Below are 16,307 nucleotides of genomic sequence, written 5' to 3'. Positions count from 1 at the left end.
GGAATGGAGTATTAATTATTATATGTTTTACACTTTATAGTTTGATATAAATACCATCAATGATGTAAGATTAATTTGTTAGCTAACCAATACCAATAGATTGCTTCTTTCGTACCTCAATCGCAATGACTTTTTTATATTTTCGCAAAGCTTTTAATCCTAAAATGTATTATTAGGAACAATTAAGATGTTATTAAAAGACAAATTCACATCTACAATGAGATTGTAGATGGCACTATTTCAACGTACGGACTTTTTTTATAATATCTTTATAACGCTCACTTAAGGTAACATGTTGATTTCCTTGCAACAAAATAAGATTATCAGAAGGTACAATCTCTAGTATTTTCTCCATGTTTACAATGAAGTTTCTATGTGTTCTGCAAAAAATAGACGAATCTAATAGCTTTAAAATTTTAGTTAATGAAATTAGAATGACAAACTTTTCTTTTTCTGTAATGATATTACAATACTTCTCTTCAACTTCAATGTAAATAATATCAGAGAGTAATACCTTTTTTAACGACTTTCCTTTTTTAATAAACAAATAGTCGCTACTTATAACAGTATCTTCTTCTTCGTCTAAAAAAACATCATTTTGGTCATAAAATTTTTCTACTGCCATTTCAATAGCATATAAAACCTCTAACTCATTAAAAGGTTTCATTAAATAACTAAATGGTTGAGTTAGCTTTGCTCTTTCAAAAATTTGACGATCGGTAGAACTAGTTAAAAAAACAAATGGTTTTGTTGCTTCAGGAACAATACTAATGGTTTCTGCAAAAGAAATACCGTCAGCTACTCCATTTAAAAAAATATCTATGATAACAATATCTACCTTTACCTGGTAAAATTTAGTTAATGCTTCTTTAAAGTTTCTAGCAACTCCAGTAATTACATAATTATTGGCTTCTAGCACTTTAATTAAACGATCACTTTCTGCTGGAGTATCTTCTATAATAAATACATTAACATTATCCATTATCTTGTTTTTTAGGTAAAGATACAATCATTTTTGTACCTACACCTAATTCACTTTCTATAGAAAATTTTCCATTATTTTTTTTAACCATTGTCTTACATAATTGCAATCCTAATCCAGTACCTATAACATCTTCATGTTCTTTTTTAGATAGTAGCAACGTATCTTCTAAAAGCTTTAAACGAGTTTCATTTGTCATTCCCATACCCGTATCTTCCACTATTAAATCGCAGTAACCTTTATGTTCATTTCTTGAATATACTTTAATCTCTCCATCTTTATTAGAAAACTTTATGGCATTATCTAACAAATTTCTAATAATTAACTTTAATGACTCTTGATCTGCTAAAACAAGATCTTTTTTAGACACCTTATTTTCAAACTGAATGTTTTTTTCAAGCATTAAAGGTTTATAATTATAAGCCATTTGCTCCACCATAAAAAACAACCGAGTAGATTTTATTTCGAAATAAACTTGTTTGGTTTGCGACAACGCCCAATGCAATAAGTTATCTAACAACCCATACGCCCCGTTAACAATAGCACTATTTTTCTTTAATAAATTACCCAATGCATCAATATTTTTAGAAGCCAAATTATCTAACAAAACAACATTACTACTTTTTAAAGCATTTACTGAAGAACGTAAATCGTGACTTACAATAGAAAACAACTTATCTTTTGTAGCATTTAAAGCGTCTAAATCTTCTTTTTGATGCGCAATAATTTTATTTCGTTTTACCTTTTCTCTATAAAAGTAAATACTAGTTAATAATAAAATTAACAACACAATAGCGGCATATAAAAGCTCTTTTTTTTGTGCTTCTTTAATTTTATTTTCAGTTTCTAAAAAAGTAACCTCTTTTTGTTTTTCTTTTACTGCAAATTCTTTCTCTTTTTTAGCTACTTCGTAAATTCTATTTTGATTATTTAAAGAGTCTTTCCATTGTTGTGATTCTTTGCGATATTTTAATGCTTTTTTATAGTCCTTACGATTCTCTTCAACAGCAGACATGTTTTTGGCTGTCTTTCTTTTTTGATTAAATATTTTTCCCTTTATACTACTTTCAATTGTTAATTTTTTTGAAAGCTTATAAGCTTTCAAAAAATAAGGAATTGCTAAATTGTCTTTATACTGTTCATAATAAAAATTAGCTATATTTCCATACGATTCTATTATTTCTAATGTATCTTTTTGTTTTTCAACTAATTTTATATTTTCTGTTAAGTAGCCTTCAGCTCTATCGAATTTTTTAAGATGTAGATAACATAAACTTAAATTATACAATACATTACTCTTGTCAATACCTAAAAGCTCATTAAAACCATCTTTTTCTACTTCCTTAAAATATAATATAGCCCTGTTAAACTCTTTTTTTTCTAGAGCAATAGTACCCAAAAGTATTTGAGTATTTTGATAAAATTCAAATTTCTTAGAAATATTAAAAAACTCTTTTCTAGCTTCTTTAAATATTCTTTTTTTATAAAAACTATACCCTCTTAAAAAGTAGCAATATTCATTTAATTCGAAGTCATTTTGAGTAGTCAATAATTTTGAAGAATACACTAGAACTGAGTCGAACTTACTTTCTAAAAAAAAAGTCTGAACTTTACTAAATATTTTATTTTTATTAAATTTTTCCGTTTTATTTTTTATCTGAGTAAAAAAAGCATTTTGCTTTTTATTAATTTGAGAAGATAATAATTGGCTAAAAAAAACGAAAAAAATTAAAAACTTAAATTTAACACTCATTTACTAAATTTTTAGCAATTTAGTGAAAATTAAAAACAAATAAAGAGAATAGTAATCCCCTTTATTTGTTCATAATATTTAGCCTCCCATAGGATCTTTAACTGTAGTCTCTGTTCCTCTAGACCCTTCAGGGTCATCATCCCATCCATATACTTTTATATCAGTTATCCCCATTTCTTTATAGTTAGTACCTGATGTTGAAAATGAAATTCCATAAGGATATTGAATTTGAGAACTTGTAGGTGTTGCCTTATGAGAAATATAAAATGCTAATTTATTTGAATTAGTTTCTAGAATATTTATCTGAAACGTTATATTTTGACCATTATTTGAATTAGGAATATATAAAAAGGTAGAAACATTAATATTCCCTTCATTATCAAAGCAAGCCATAACTAATGGAGCTAGAGGTTTTGACGGTGCATTAAATTTAGGAAAACTTGTTCCAAAATTTAATGCCGCTCCAGTATCTGTTAACTGCTTTACCGTTGTTAACTTACATCCAGGAATTGGAATTGTTGGTTGAGTACTCATAATTTTAAAATTTAAGGTTAGTATTTATTATTTTGTTTTCTTAGTTTAAAGAAACAACAAAATAGTAAACTATAAAAAAAGAATGAGTGTAAAACCTTATTTTTTTGGTATAAGATGAGAAATTATTGGAACGGGGTTCATAATATTATTATCTCTTTTTTAATAAGTATATTATTTTAGTCATTTTCTCTACATCGCAATGGCATTTTTTTAAAACGATACATCAGAAGCTAAACAAAAACGTGAATAAAATGTTTAAACACTTTATTCACGTTTTATAAAATTAATTTATTTACTTAATTAGCAACATTAATAAATGGATCCCATAAGTAAAAACCTAAATCAGCTCCATGCTCATCTAATAATTGAAAAGTAATATAGTACTGTACATTTCCTTTTTTAGTTAACATACCTGCAAAACAATAGTTTTGAAACTCTACTGAAGTTGGAGCAACAGTTGCACTACCTACATATAAATCAATGTCAATATCTAAAGAAATTGGATCTATAATACCACTAGCAGAACTAGAGTTCCAATCCATTAATATAACATTGTTTCCTGTCCCTCCTCCTGGACAAGTAATCATCCAACGAACAGTATCTCCTACATTAGCAGCTATTGTTAACTCTGATTTTGCTTGGTCATTTACTACGTAATTATTAGCAGTTATCATATAAATATAAGCATCAGATGTACCATACGACCCTAAAGATGTTGGGTTTGTTTTTGTTCCTTTTTTTAATTTTCCTGACGCTACTGCTTCTTGTAAAGATACTGCATCAACTACTGTTAAAATATCGATTGTATTAGACATAGTTATTAGTTTTAAAATTCCTACTCATAAGGCTTTTCGGATATCGCCTCGTTTTTTATAGTGGGTACTGCTCCACAAGTTTGGTTTTTAAAAGAAAAAAATAACTAGCTAGTGTTTATGTTTCTCGAAGTAAAATTAGGTAACAAACCAAAACAAAATAATTAAAACCCTATAAAACAGGCGTTTTCGGCTATAAGAAAAGGAAAATTGAGGATATAGCTTTTAAATCGACAGATTGTTTCGTCGTACCTCCTCGAAATGACATATATAATCGTCATTACGAACGTAGTCTAGCGAAGTGAAGTAATCTTTCTAATAGAATAGCAGATTTTTTTGTTATACTTCCTCACAATGACATATATAATCGTCATTAAGAACGTAGCCCTAGCGAAGTGAAGTAATCTTCTTAATAAGAATAGCAGATTGTTTCGTCGTACCTCCTCGTAATGATGTATATGTAAGTACCCATAGGTAACTTATCAATAATAACTAATCGTTATTTTAATGTACGCACTTTTTTTATAACTCCTCTATATTTTTCACTAAGAGGTACTTTATGTTTTTTATCTAGTATAATAAGGTTATCAACAGGAATAATCTCTTCAATTTTTTCAATATTAACGATAAAGTTTCTATGAGTTCTACAAAACAATGAATTATCTAAAAGTTTTAAAATTTTTGTGAGTGATATTGATATCACAAACTTTTCTTTTGCTGTAACTATAGAACAGTATTTCTCTTCAACTTCAATAAAAATAACATCATTAATATGTACTTTTTTTAAACTCTTTCCTTTTTTTATAAAAACATAATTTTCACTTATAATTGTTTCTTCTTCCTCATTCAAAAAAGTATTGTCTTCTGTATAAAACATTGAAACAGCCATTTCAATAGCATACAAAATTTCTAACTCGTTAAATGGCTTCATCAAATAACTATAAGGTCTTGTTAATTTAGCTCTCAAAAAAAGTTGTCGGTCTACCGAGTTAGTTAAAAACACAAAAGGTTTTGCTGTTTCAGGATTGGCTTGGATCATTTCTGCAAACGCAATTCCATCAGGACTACCATTCAAAAAAACATCAATTATAACAATATCTACTTTAACTTTATGAAATAGAATTAAAGCTTCTCTAAAGCTTTTAGCTACACCAGATATAGAATAACTATTAGCTTCAAGAAATTTTACTAATCGATTGCTTTCTGCGGGGGTATCCTCAATAATAAATACATTAATATTATTCATTGAGTATCTGTTTTAGATAAAATTTACTATTACAAAAAGACCGATTTTTTAACCAAATTCATTAAAAAAGGTTACAAAGCATTAAAAATCAAGTATAAAACAAGGGGAGAAAGGAATAGAAAAATAGCTTCTATAAATTAGACTCGAAAAGTTATTTTTTTTAAAAGACGTACAACCTCAACATACAACCAAATTAATGTTATTAGAAAGCCCCAAGTAGCCAACCATTCTCTTTCTTTAGAAGCTTTACCAAGGTATCTGTGTATATAATCAAAATCTAATAACAAACTCAACGATGCTACAATAGCTGTACAAATATTAAAAGCAATAGCAAACCTTGAATTGCCTGATAAAAAGAAAACACTAATTCCAAACCACCAAAATATCCATCTTATAAAATACAGCAAAAATATAGTTACAGATGTGGTTATTATAGCTGATCGAAACGCCTTAGTAACTCTAATCACTCTCCATTTATATAAAAAGAACATTACAAAAAATGTAAGTAAAGTAACACCAACAGCCTGAAAAGGTAAATTAGGAATCTGTTTATGAGCATAAGCACTTATACCGCCCAGAAAAAATCCTTTAGCCAACGCATATACTGGCAATAGATATTTAGCTACATTATGTTTATATGAAATATAAATACTACAAAAAACAGCTACCAAAGCTCCAATAGATGTATGCCACTTTACCACTACTCCACTAAAAAACAAATGCCAGGTATAAAAAGCAGTACAACATACTAATACTAACATGAAAAGGGTTTTTGTTATAATCCCTCCTAAAGTCATTTTATTTGATGAATAACTTTTTGACTTCTTCCAAAAGTAATTGGTAAATGCAGGATTTGAAGTTCTAAGCCCGAATACACTCATTAAAAATATATTTGATTAGTTTTGTGCATGTACAAAGTACAATAAAATTTGAAGACAGAAAAAATCATATTAGGTATTGACCCTGGAACCTCTATCATGGGGTTTGGTATTATTAAAATCATTGGTAAAAAAATGGAATTTGTTCAAATGAATGAATTACTATTAAAAAAATATGACGACCATTATTTAAAATTAAAACTCATTTTTGAACGTACTATAGAGTTAATAGATACTTACAACCCTGATGAAATTGCATTAGAAGCTCCTTTTTTTGGCAAAAACGTTCAATCAATGTTAAAACTTGGACGTGCTCAAGGTGTAGCTATGGCTGCAGGTTTATCTAGAGAAATACCTGTTACTGAATATGCGCCCAAAAAAATTAAAATGGCTATTACGGGTAAAGGAACTGCAAGTAAAGAACAAGTTGCTTTAATGCTTAAGTCGTTACTTAATTTAAAAGAATTACCTAAAAACTTAGATGCAACTGATGGTTTAGCTGCTGCTGTTTGTCATTATTATAACTCTGGAAAACAAATTGGAGGAAAAAATTATACTGGATGGGCAGCTTTTGTAAAACAGAATCCTAAAAAAATAAATTAACTAATATTTATAATGGCAGGAATTTATTTACACATTCCCTTTTGTAAGCAAGCATGTTTTTATTGCGACTTTCACTTTTCAACTTCCTTAAAAAAGAAAGATGAATTAGTTCATTGTTTAATAAAAGAACTAGTACTAAGAAAAAACGAATTACAAAACGAAATAATAGAAACTATCTATTTTGGAGGAGGGACCCCTAGCCTATTAACAGCTAGTGAAATTGACCAACTTCTTAATGCCATTTATAAAAATTACAATGTAATAGAAGCTCCTGAAATTACATTGGAAGCAAACCCTGATGATTTATCTAAGGAAAAAATAGAAGAATTAGCAAAATCTCCTATTAACAGATTAAGTATTGGTGTTCAATCTTTTTTTGAAGAAGATTTAAAAAGCATGAATCGCGCTCATAATTCAAAAGAGGCAAAAGAATGTTTAGCTATAGCTACTCACCATTTTGATAATATTACCATCGATTTAATTTACGGAGTTCCAAATATGAGTACTAAACGATGGAAAGAAAATTTACAAATTGCTTTTGATTTTGGAATTAATCATATTTCATCATATGCCTTAACAGTTGAACCTAAAACTGTATTAGATAGTTTTGTGAAAAATGGAAAGTATCCTGAACCTGATGAAACCGAAGCAAAAGAGCATTTTAATATTTTAATGGAGGAAACTTCTAAAAATGGATTTGTTCATTATGAAATTTCTAATTTCGGAAAACCTGATTACTTTTCAAAACACAATACAAGTTATTGGCTAGGTAAAAAATACATTGGTATTGGTCCTTCAGCTCATTCTTTTAACAATACTCATAGAAGTTGGAACATTGCTAATAATGCTAACTACATTAAAAACATACAACTTGGAAACTTACCTAACGAAGTTGAAAAACTAACCAAAGAAGATCAATTTAATGAATATTTAATGACAGGTCTTAGAACAATTTGGGGTGTTTCTTTAACTAAGATAAAACAAGATTTTGGTGACGTTTTGTATAAAAAATTAATTACAAACTCTCAAAAGTTTATAAATGAAAAATTATTACTAATAACTGTTTCGAAAACAGGAAACGAAGTATTAAAAACTACCCAAAAAGGAATGTTCTTAGCAGATGGATTAGCTAGTGATTTATTTATAATTTAAGTATCTTTAGCCCATGATTGCAACTATTAAACATCGTTTAAAAGAGTATACCATTGATTTATCTAACCCATTAGATATTTCAATTCCTATAAACATTTCTAAACAAAATATTAATGCTTGGTATTTAAAAGAACCTGAAATATCACCTGTTTCAACTGATAATTGGGTAGGAAGTGTTGCTGCAGGTTCAGCAGTGAATTTTAATAACATTGCATTTAATCCGCATGCACATATAACACATACTGAGTGTGTAGGACACATAACTAAAGATGTGCATTCAATAAATAAAAATTTACAAAAATTTTTCTTTCTTGCAGAAGTGGTGACGATAGCACCTGAAAAAAAATCTAATGGCGATCAAGTAATCACATTACAACAACTTCAAAAAGTATTAAAAAACAAAACATGTGAGGCTATAGTAATTAGAACACTCCCTAATTCAGAAGAAAAAAGATCAGCTAGATATTCTAATACAAATCCTCCATATATGTTAGAAGAAGCGGCTGTTTATTTACAAGAAATTGGGATTAAGCATTTGCTAATAGACCTTCCTTCAGTTGATAAAGAAAAAGATGAAGGAAAGTTATTAGCGCATAATGCATTTTGGAATACGAAGGGAATCATTCGTTTTAATGCTACCATAACAGAATTCATTTACGTTCCTAATAGTATAAAAGATGGAACATACTTTTTAAATCTTATGATTGCACCTTTTGAGAATGATGCTTCTCCAAGCAAACCAATTTTATATAAACTGGTTTAAAGTGTGTAGGTCTAGCGATTATCGTTTGTAATAAAAAAGCTATTACAATTAAAAGGTAAATAGGTATCATAAACATACTTATATAATTTTTTCTATTTGTTTGTATTATTACTGTAAATGTTTCTTTTTAGTGACTTCTATCTATTTGGCGAAATTTACTTTATGTTTCATCTACACTTCAAAAATAGCACAACTATTCAAATTCAATTTACAATTTAAGTTGAAAGGTAAATTACTATCGACGAATTGAATACAATTACCTTTTAAGTCGAAATACCTTTCGATAATTTACATTAAATACTAGTTTTATTTTCTTTGACTCCCCCTTAACTAAATCAGTATTACTTATCTAAAATCAATATAAAGAAGAAATTAATAACCATCATTTGTAAAAGCTATTCCTTTTTTTTATAGTTTTACGGCATAATTATATAGAAAAATGACAATTTATAATACATATAAGCAATGTAAATCATCTGTTAGGCACAGAAGATATCGGGCTATTAATGTATTATGATTATATGAAAATAAAATATTACTATTATAAAAAGTCCGACTTCACAGTCGGACTTTTTACTTTTATATCACTTCCAAACAACTAAATTTATAACACTATGAAAAAATTGTACTTCAATTATTTAGACACATTTAAAGGCCTCTCAAAAGAAGTTTGGTGGCTGGCCTTAATTACGCTCATTAATAGAGCAGGAACAATGGTTATTCCATTTTTATCGTTGTATTTAACCAAAAGTTTAGAATTTACCAAAATCGATGTCGCTTGGATTATGAGCTGTTTTGGACTAGGTTCAGTAGCAGGGTCATGGTTAGGTGGTAAATTAACGGATAAAATTGGATACTATAAAGTAATGAAAGCTAGTTTACTATTAACAGGTTTATTATTTATAGCATTACAATTTGTTGATACTTTTTCAGGATTTTGTATTGGTATATTTTTAGTAATGCTAGTTGCTGATACTTTTAGACCAGCAATGTTTGTTGCATTAAGTGCCTACAGTAAACCTGAAAACAAAATACGTTCAGTAACTTTAATTCGTTTAGCGATAAACCTAGGTTTTTCAGCTGGGCCAGCAGTTGGAGGGATTATTATTACCTCATTAGGGTATAGCGGACTTTTTTGGGTAGATGGTGTTACTTGTATTTTAGCTACTATTTTATTAATAAATGTATTGCATCCTAAAAAATCAAAAGTCGTTGATGAAGTAAAAGTAGAAAATCCAGTATCAGTTTTCTCTGATAAAGCTTTCTGGATCTTTTTTGTGAGTATGTTTATGTTCGGGTTTATATTCTTACAGTATTTTTCAACAATGCCTCTATATTATAAAGATGAACATCATTTGTCTGAATTAAAAATTGGTTTACTTCTAGGGTTAAATGGTTTTATAATATTTGCCCTTGAAATGCCTTTAATTGCGTGGCTGCAAAAAAGTAAATACTCAAAAGAGTTTTTAATGTTTTTTGGATTGTTTTTAACCGGCTTAAGCTTTTTAGTATTAAACCTTACTGGCTGGATAGGTGTATTAATAATAGGTATGTTACTTATGACTATTGGTGAAATGATAGCCTTTCCTTTTTCAAATGCATTTGTAATGGATAGAGCTAAAAAAGGAAATCAGGGAGAATATATGGCATACTATAGCATTGCTTTTTCAGCATCTCATATATTTGGTCATAATGCAGGATTACAATTAATTGATAAATTAGGTTTCGATAGTACATGGAGTATCATGACAGGCTTATCAATTGTAGGAATGTTAGCGCTTCTACTATTAATGCGTGTAATTAAAAAAGAAAAACATGAACTTAAACCAAGTAACTCTGCCTTCAACTAATGTTGATAAAGCAGTAATTTTTTACACAAAACTAGGCTTGCATCTTATTGTAGATGCAAGTCCTAGATATGTCCGTTTTGAATTACCTAATGGAGATAGCACACTATCTATTCATAAAGTTGATCAAATTGCAACAGAAAATATTCCTATAATTTATTTTGAAGATGAAAACCTTGATACTCTTGTAGAAAAACTACAAGAAAAAGGTATAGAATTTTCTCAGTTGCCTAAAAGTGAAACTTGGCTTTGGCGTGAAGCTCACCTAGAAGATCCTGATGGAAACAAACTTATTTTATATAAAGCTGGAAAGAATAGAAAAAATCCGCCTTGGAGAATTAATTAGCAGTAAGAAACTTTATATTTGAACTCTTAATAGAAGATTAAAAATACTATCTAATGAATATTCAAGACGCACAAAAACAAGTAGATGATTGGATTAAAAATCATGGAGTTCGTTATTTTAACGAATTAACCAATATGGCGCAATTAACAGAAGAAGTTGGTGAAGTTGCCCGAATTATTGCGCGTAGATATGGAGAACAAAGTGAAAAAGAAAGTGACAAAGAAAAAGATTTAGGAGAAGAGTTAGCTGACGTTATGTTTGTAGTACTTTGTTTAGCCAACCAAACAGGAATTAATTTACAAGAGGCTTTTGATAAGAAATTAGATATAAAAACAAAACGAGACCATAATCGTCATCACAACAACGAAAAACTAAAATAAATGAGTTTATTACAAAAAATACAACAACCAATATTTTGGAAAAACGTAGCCAAGGTTGCCATTCCTTTTTTTATAGTGGTAACAATTATTACGCTATTTATGAATAGCTGGCGTGATATTTTTGCAGGAAACTTTGATCTTGTTAACCAAACAAATTTTTCAGAAGGAAAATGGAAACAATTTTGGGGATTCAAAATCGTACTAAGCTTTTTATATGGAATTTGGATGACTAACAAAAAAATGGCATAAACCCCATGAACTTACAACTAAACACAACAACTACAGCTTTAGATGCTGAAATTACTATTTCAGGTTCTAAAAGTGAATCGAACAGGCTATTAATTTTACAACAATTATATCCTAATTTACACATTGAAAACTTATCTGATTCTGATGATACTCATCACTTACAAGATGCTTTATCTTCTAAAAAAGAAATAGCAGATATTGGTCATGCAGGAACAGCTATGAGGTTTTTAACTGCTTTTTTTGCATCTCAACAGGGAGTTACAAAAATTTTACAAGGATCAGATAGAATGCATAACCGTCCTATTGAAATTTTAGTAGATGCATTACGCTCTTTAGGTGCTGATATAACTTATTTAAAAAAAGAAGGATATCCTCCTTTAAAAATTGTAGGTAAAGAATTAACTAAAAATACTGTTTCTATTAATGGTAATGTAAGTAGCCAATACATATCTGCATTAATGCTTATTGCACCTAGTTTAAAAAATGGCCTTAGTATTGAACTTGTAGGTAAAATTACTTCTGTACCTTATATAAACATGACACTTTCACTGCTACACCAATTGGAAATTGAAGCTAGTTTTAGTGGACAAAATATAAACATTTCTCCTAAAACTGCGACAAACAATCAAACTATCGTAGTAGAATCTGATTGGAGTTCAGCGTCTTATTTTTATTCATTAATAGCAATGAGTACAGTAAATTCAACAGTAAAACTAACTGCTTATAAAGAAGATAGTTTACAAGGTGATAGTTCTTTAGCTACTATATACAAGCATTTTGGAGTTTCTACTCATTTTGAAAAAAACAGTATTATTTTAACTAAAAATGAAGCCCATATTAATGATACTCTTATTCAAGATTTAAAAAATGCTCCAGATATTGCACAAACAATTGCTGTGACTTGTTTTGGTTTAGGTATAGCTTGCGATTTAACTGGATTACACACCTTAAAAATCAAAGAAACTGATAGATTAGAGGCACTACGTGAAGAACTTACCAAGCTTGGAGCATCTATTAAAGTTACCAATGAAAGTTTACATTTAAAACCTTCAACAAAAATTAATAAGGACATACAAATTTCAACCTATAACGATCATCGAATGGCAATGGCTTTTGCTCCATTAGCTTTAAAAACAACACTTGTAATAAAAGAAGCTAAAGTGGTAACAAAATCATATAGAAACTTCTGGAATGATATGAATAAAATAAGGGTAGATACTTGCGAATTATAAAATAATACGTTATTAACTTGACAACGCCTATTTCGATATTGTATATTTGCCATCGTTTAGAAAATTTTACATATGAAGTTATCAAATTTTGAATTTGAATTACCAGAAGAATTATTAGCAGAATATCCTTCAGAACATAGAGATGAGGCTCGTTTAATGGTATTACACCGTGATACTCAAAAAATTGAACATAAATTATTTAAAGATTTAATCAATTATTTTGATGAAGGTGATGTAATGATGTTAAACAATACGAAAGTATTTCCTGCCCGTATGTTCGGTAATAAAGAAAAAACAGGAGCTCGTATTGAAGTATTTTTATTACGTGAATTAAATGCTGAAAATCGTTTATGGGATGTATTAGTTGATCCTGCTCGTAAAATCAGAATTGGAAATAAATTATTTTTTGGTAATGATGATAGTTTAGTTGCTGAGGTAATAGACAATACAACCTCTCGTGGTAGAACTTTACGTTTCTTATTTGATGGTTCTTATGAAGAATTCAGAAAAAAATTATTAGAATTAGGAGAAACTCCTTTACCTAAATATATAAAACGTGATGTTGAACCAGAAGATGAGCACCGCTACCAAACTATTTTTGCAAAACATGAAGGAGCTGTAGCTGCACCAACTGCTGGATTACACTTTTCTAAACACTTAATGAAGCGTTTAGAAATTAAAGGAATTGATTTTGCAGAAATGACTTTACATGTTGGTTTAGGTACTTTTAACCCAGTCGAGGTTGAAGATTTATCTAAGCATAAAATGGATTCTGAAAAAATTATAATTCCAGAAGAAAGTGTTAGTACTATTAACAATGCAATAAACACAAAACGTAAAGTTTGTGCCGTAGGAACTACAGTAATGCGTACAGTAGAATCTTCTGTATCTTCTAGCAACAGATTAAATGATTACAATGGATGGACAAATAAATTTATTTTCCCTCCTTATGACTTTAGTATTGCTAACTGTATGATTACAAACTTCCATACACCTAAATCAACTTTATTAATGATGGTCTCTGCTTTTGCAGGTCATGATTTTATGATGGAAGCATATCAAGAAGCTATCAAAGAAAAATATAAGTTTTACACTTACGGTGATGCAATGTTAATTTTATAATTAACACGATAAATTATAACAGAAAACTGGTAATCAAAAATGGTTACCAGTTTTTTAGTTTAACTTTGCAACTAAATTTTAACAATCAATTTTCAATCTAATAGGTTTGAGTAAGAAAAAAGACATACGCGCATTAACTAAAGAACAATTACGTGATTTTTTTGTAAAAAATAACGATAAAGCTTTTCGTGGTAACCAAGTGTATGAATGGTTATGGCATAAAGTAGCTCACTCTTTTGATGACATGACTAATTTATCTAAAGAAACACGTAAAATGTTAGATGATAATTTTGTTATTAATCATATTTTAGTTGATACCATGCAGCGTAGTAAAGACGGCACCATTAAAAATGCCATAAAACTACATGATGGTTTAATTGTTGAATCTGTTTTAATACCTACTGAAAAAAGAACCACAGCTTGTGTTTCTAGTCAAGTTGGTTGTAGTTTAGATTGTAAATTTTGCGCTACTGCTCGTTTAAAACGTATGAGAAACTTAAATGCAGATGAAATCTATGATCAGGTAGCTGCAATTGATAAGCAAAGTAGATTATACCACAACCATAAATTATCAAACATTGTATTTATGGGAATGGGAGAACCTTTAATGAACTATAACAATGTTATTAAAGCTATTGATAAAATTACTTCACCTGAAGGATTAGGAATGGCTGCAAGAAGAATAACTGTATCTACTTCTGGAGTTCCGAAGATTATAAAAAAAATGGCAGATGATGAAGTGCGTTTTAATTTAGCTGTGTCATTACACTCAGCTATTGATGAAGTAAGAACTTCTATCATGCCTTTTAACAGTACTTTTCCTTTAAAAGATTTAAAAGAATCTTTAGAATATTGGTATGAGAAAACCAACAAAACAATAACCTACGAATATGTAGTTTGGAATGGAATTAATGATAAAAAAGAAGACATTGATGCCTTAGTTAAATTTTGTCAATATGTTCCTTGTAAAGTTAATTTAATTGAATACAACCCTATTGATGATGGCGAATTTCAACAAGCTTCTGAAAGAGCTTTAAACAATTATATTTCAAATTTAGAAATGAATGATATTGTGGTTAATGTTAGACGCTCTAGAGGAAAAGATATTGATGCCGCTTGTGGACAATTGGCTAACAAATCGTAAATGATTTTTTCAAAAACACTCTTAGGTCAAACTTTACAAACCCTAGGATGGTTATTTTTTGCTATTTCATTAGGTCTTTTTTTAGATAGTAAATTTATTGCGGAACATTATTATTACAATGCCCAACATATAATTACGCTATTAATTATTCCATTATTTCTCTTTTTATATTACAAAGCAACATCTAGAACAAGAGAACTTTTAATATATGCTACACTTATAGCAATTGCAGGAGAATATCTTTTTTCTAAAACTTTAGGCATGTATACCTACCGTTTGAAAAACATTCCACATTATATACCACCAGGACACGCAATCGTGTTTCTTTTAGTATATTATTTTAGCAGAAAGTCACAAGTAAAATACAATAGAAAAAAAATAGAGGTCTTTTGTACTTCACTTATTATTCCTTTTTCTTTATGTTTTTTAATTTTTAAAAATGATATTTTAGGCTTTGTATGTACTTTTTTTGTTTTTTACTTTTTAAGAAAACATCCTAAAGAGCGTTTATTTTTTCTAGTTATGTATTGTGTAGTAGCAATTACTGAACTTATAGGAACTAGTTTAGAATGTTGGCAATGGCCATCAGTTGCCTTTAATAAACTTAACTTTTTACCTAGTGCTAATCCTCCAGCTGGAATAAGTTTATTTTACTTTGGCTTAGATAGAGGAACTATGTCTTTTTATAAACGACGACATAAAGCAGCTTGGAAACGACTAAAAAAAGTGAGAAGTTTTAACTAATTTTTCTTTTTTAAATAAGCTCGCTGAACAACTGAAATAGGGTATCCATATACAAAAGGTATTTCCTTCGTTCCTTTTCCTGTAGTTATTTTATTTTTAGTTGCAGTAAATAAAATTTCAAAATCAACCTTATCATCTGTAAAAGCCAAACGACTAGTTAACATATTTCCTTGTACTTCAAAAAAACTATATAGAACATTTCCAACTACACGTACAGGTAAAATAATGCCATTATTTTCGTCAATATCAAAGATTCCTTTTATTTTATCTTTTACAACTAATGTATAATTTCTTGGTTGACCATTATACACTAACTTGTAATCATATTTTCCCTCTGTTTTAGTTTCTAACAAATGAAACTCCATAGGTATTTTTTGAACTCCTCTTTTGCTATTTATAGTTAAGTCTCCTTTATAAATTCCTAAAAAATCATCAGGAAATATTTTTGATGTTTGCGCTGAAATCGAAATTGTAAAAAATAAATAAAAAACTACTCCTAAAAAATGTTTCACAGTTATGC

18 protein-coding genes are annotated in these 16,307 nt (G+C 28.9%); 11 read left to right on the top strand and 7 right to left on the bottom strand.

What is annotated here, in order from left to right; all coding sequences use genetic code 11:
• Nucleotides 1-235: 235 nt before the first annotated feature.
• The 6 genes from BLV71_RS09480 to BLV71_RS09455 form a co-directional block, all read right to left on the bottom strand.
• Nucleotides 236-982, bottom strand: coding sequence for a LytR/AlgR family response regulator transcription factor (locus BLV71_RS09480; RefSeq protein ID WP_093870314.1), 747 nt, complete (start codon nucleotides 980-982; stop codon nucleotides 236-238).
• The gene (locus BLV71_RS09475; protein WP_093870313.1) at nucleotides 975-2,735 is read right to left on the bottom strand and encodes a tetratricopeptide repeat-containing sensor histidine kinase; all 1,761 of its coding nucleotides are present in this window, start codon (nucleotides 2,733-2,735) and stop codon (nucleotides 975-977) included. The genes BLV71_RS09480 and BLV71_RS09475 overlap by 8 nt, the downstream gene beginning before the upstream one ends.
• A 78-nt stretch (nucleotides 2,736-2,813) precedes the next feature.
• Nucleotides 2,814-3,269 (bottom strand): hypothetical protein, encoded by a 456-nt coding sequence (locus BLV71_RS09470; RefSeq protein ID WP_093870312.1) that lies wholly within the window; start codon nucleotides 3,267-3,269, stop codon nucleotides 2,814-2,816.
• Nucleotides 3,270-3,565: 296 nt separating this feature from the next.
• Nucleotides 3,566-4,084, bottom strand: coding sequence for an AidA/PixA family protein (locus tag BLV71_RS09465; RefSeq protein ID WP_093870311.1), 519 nt, complete (start codon nucleotides 4,082-4,084; stop codon nucleotides 3,566-3,568).
• Between the two features lie 496 nt (nucleotides 4,085-4,580).
• Nucleotides 4,581-5,327, bottom strand: coding sequence for a LytR/AlgR family response regulator transcription factor (locus BLV71_RS09460; protein ID WP_093870310.1), 747 nt, complete (start codon nucleotides 5,325-5,327; stop codon nucleotides 4,581-4,583).
• A 137-nt stretch (nucleotides 5,328-5,464) separates the two neighbouring features.
• Complete coding sequence (locus BLV71_RS09455) at nucleotides 5,465-6,208, bottom strand: Bax inhibitor-1/YccA family protein (protein WP_093870309.1); 744 nt, start codon at nucleotides 6,206-6,208, stop codon at nucleotides 5,465-5,467.
• A gap of 48 nt (nucleotides 6,209-6,256) precedes the next feature.
• Between BLV71_RS09455 and ruvC the strand changes: the two genes are divergently transcribed.
• From ruvC to BLV71_RS09400, 11 genes are all read left to right on the top strand, one after another.
• Nucleotides 6,257-6,808 carry a crossover junction endodeoxyribonuclease RuvC gene (gene ruvC, locus BLV71_RS09450; protein ID WP_093870308.1) on the top strand — a complete coding sequence of 184 codons (552 nt, stop codon included), beginning with the start codon at nucleotides 6,257-6,259 and terminating at the stop codon, nucleotides 6,806-6,808.
• 12 nt (nucleotides 6,809-6,820) lie between these two features.
• Nucleotides 6,821-7,960: a radical SAM family heme chaperone HemW gene (gene hemW / locus BLV71_RS09445; RefSeq protein ID WP_093870307.1), complete on the top strand. Its 1,140-nt coding sequence runs from the start codon at nucleotides 6,821-6,823 to the stop codon at nucleotides 7,958-7,960.
• 13 nt (nucleotides 7,961-7,973) lie between these two features.
• A complete protein-coding gene (locus tag BLV71_RS09440; RefSeq protein WP_093870306.1) occupies nucleotides 7,974-8,723 on the top strand; it encodes a cyclase family protein in 750 nt (249 codons plus the stop codon).
• A 614-nt stretch (nucleotides 8,724-9,337) separates the two neighbouring features.
• A complete protein-coding gene (locus BLV71_RS09435) occupies nucleotides 9,338-10,573 on the top strand; it encodes an MDR family MFS transporter (protein WP_093870305.1) in 1,236 nt (411 codons plus the stop codon).
• Nucleotides 10,539-10,916: a VOC family protein gene (locus tag BLV71_RS09430; protein WP_093870304.1), complete on the top strand. Its 378-nt coding sequence runs from the start codon at nucleotides 10,539-10,541 to the stop codon at nucleotides 10,914-10,916. Before BLV71_RS09435 ends, BLV71_RS09430 begins: the two co-directional genes overlap by 35 nt.
• Before the next feature lie 53 nt (nucleotides 10,917-10,969).
• Nucleotides 10,970-11,296: a nucleotide pyrophosphohydrolase gene (locus tag BLV71_RS09425; protein WP_093870303.1), complete on the top strand. Its 327-nt coding sequence runs from the start codon at nucleotides 10,970-10,972 to the stop codon at nucleotides 11,294-11,296.
• Entirely contained in the window at nucleotides 11,297-11,545 is a 249-nt protein-coding gene (locus tag BLV71_RS09420; protein ID WP_093870302.1) for a hypothetical protein, read from the top strand.
• Nucleotides 11,546-11,550: 5 nt separating this feature from the next.
• Nucleotides 11,551-12,777, top strand: a complete 1,227-nt coding sequence (locus tag BLV71_RS09415; protein ID WP_093870301.1) for a 3-phosphoshikimate 1-carboxyvinyltransferase — start codon at nucleotides 11,551-11,553, stop codon at nucleotides 12,775-12,777.
• A gap of 72 nt (nucleotides 12,778-12,849) precedes the next feature.
• Nucleotides 12,850-13,899: a tRNA preQ1(34) S-adenosylmethionine ribosyltransferase-isomerase QueA gene (queA, locus tag BLV71_RS09410; RefSeq protein ID WP_093870300.1), complete on the top strand. Its 1,050-nt coding sequence runs from the start codon at nucleotides 12,850-12,852 to the stop codon at nucleotides 13,897-13,899.
• A 106-nt stretch (nucleotides 13,900-14,005) separates the two neighbouring features.
• Nucleotides 14,006-15,043 (top strand): dual-specificity RNA methyltransferase RlmN, encoded by a 1,038-nt coding sequence (gene rlmN, locus BLV71_RS09405; RefSeq protein ID WP_093870299.1) that lies wholly within the window; start codon nucleotides 14,006-14,008, stop codon nucleotides 15,041-15,043.
• Nucleotides 15,044-15,787, top strand: coding sequence for a hypothetical protein (locus tag BLV71_RS09400; RefSeq protein ID WP_093870298.1), 744 nt, complete (start codon nucleotides 15,044-15,046; stop codon nucleotides 15,785-15,787).
• On the opposite strand, the gene BLV71_RS09395 is transcribed toward BLV71_RS09400, so the two are convergent.
• Nucleotides 15,784-16,299 carry a hypothetical protein gene (locus BLV71_RS09395; protein WP_093870297.1) on the bottom strand — a complete coding sequence of 172 codons (516 nt, stop codon included), beginning with the start codon at nucleotides 16,297-16,299 and terminating at the stop codon, nucleotides 15,784-15,786. The genes BLV71_RS09400 and BLV71_RS09395 overlap by 4 nt on opposite strands.
• Nucleotides 16,300-16,307: the final 8 nt, after the last annotated feature.

The sequence above is a fragment of the Tenacibaculum sp. MAR_2010_89 genome, assembly GCF_900105985.1.
Taxonomy (GTDB): domain Bacteria; phylum Bacteroidota; class Bacteroidia; order Flavobacteriales; family Flavobacteriaceae; genus Polaribacter; species Polaribacter halocynthiae.
Note: the sequence above shows the minus strand (reverse complement) of the source record. Positions and strands in the feature narration are given on the sequence as shown.

Coding starts and splice junctions, on each gene's coding strand:
- BLV71_RS09455 (WP_093870309.1), bottom strand. CDS start 6,208: ATGAGTGTATTCGGGCTTAGAACTTCAAATCCTGCATTTACCAATTAC.
- BLV71_RS09425 (WP_093870303.1), top strand. CDS start 10,970: ATGAATATTCAAGACGCACAAAAACAAGTAGATGATTGGATTAAAAAT.
- BLV71_RS09440 (WP_093870306.1), top strand. CDS start 7,974: ATGATTGCAACTATTAAACATCGTTTAAAAGAGTATACCATTGATTTA.
- BLV71_RS09465 (WP_093870311.1), bottom strand. CDS start 4,084: ATGTCTAATACAATCGATATTTTAACAGTAGTTGATGCAGTATCTTTA.
- BLV71_RS09475 (WP_093870313.1), bottom strand. CDS start 2,735: ATGAGTGTTAAATTTAAGTTTTTAATTTTTTTCGTTTTTTTTAGCCAA.
- BLV71_RS09480 (WP_093870314.1), bottom strand. CDS start 982: ATGGATAATGTTAATGTATTTATTATAGAAGATACTCCAGCAGAAAGT.
- BLV71_RS09430 (WP_093870304.1), top strand. CDS start 10,539: ATGAACTTAAACCAAGTAACTCTGCCTTCAACTAATGTTGATAAAGCA.
- hemW (WP_093870307.1), top strand. CDS start 6,821: ATGGCAGGAATTTATTTACACATTCCCTTTTGTAAGCAAGCATGTTTT.
- BLV71_RS09435 (WP_093870305.1), top strand. CDS start 9,338: ATGAAAAAATTGTACTTCAATTATTTAGACACATTTAAAGGCCTCTCA.
- queA (WP_093870300.1), top strand. CDS start 12,850: ATGAAGTTATCAAATTTTGAATTTGAATTACCAGAAGAATTATTAGCA.
- BLV71_RS09400 (WP_093870298.1), top strand. CDS start 15,044: ATGATTTTTTCAAAAACACTCTTAGGTCAAACTTTACAAACCCTAGGA.
- BLV71_RS09470 (WP_093870312.1), bottom strand. CDS start 3,269: ATGAGTACTCAACCAACAATTCCAATTCCTGGATGTAAGTTAACAACG.
- BLV71_RS09460 (WP_093870310.1), bottom strand. CDS start 5,327: ATGAATAATATTAATGTATTTATTATTGAGGATACCCCCGCAGAAAGC.
- BLV71_RS09420 (WP_093870302.1), top strand. CDS start 11,297: ATGAGTTTATTACAAAAAATACAACAACCAATATTTTGGAAAAACGTA.
- BLV71_RS09415 (WP_093870301.1), top strand. CDS start 11,551: ATGAACTTACAACTAAACACAACAACTACAGCTTTAGATGCTGAAATT.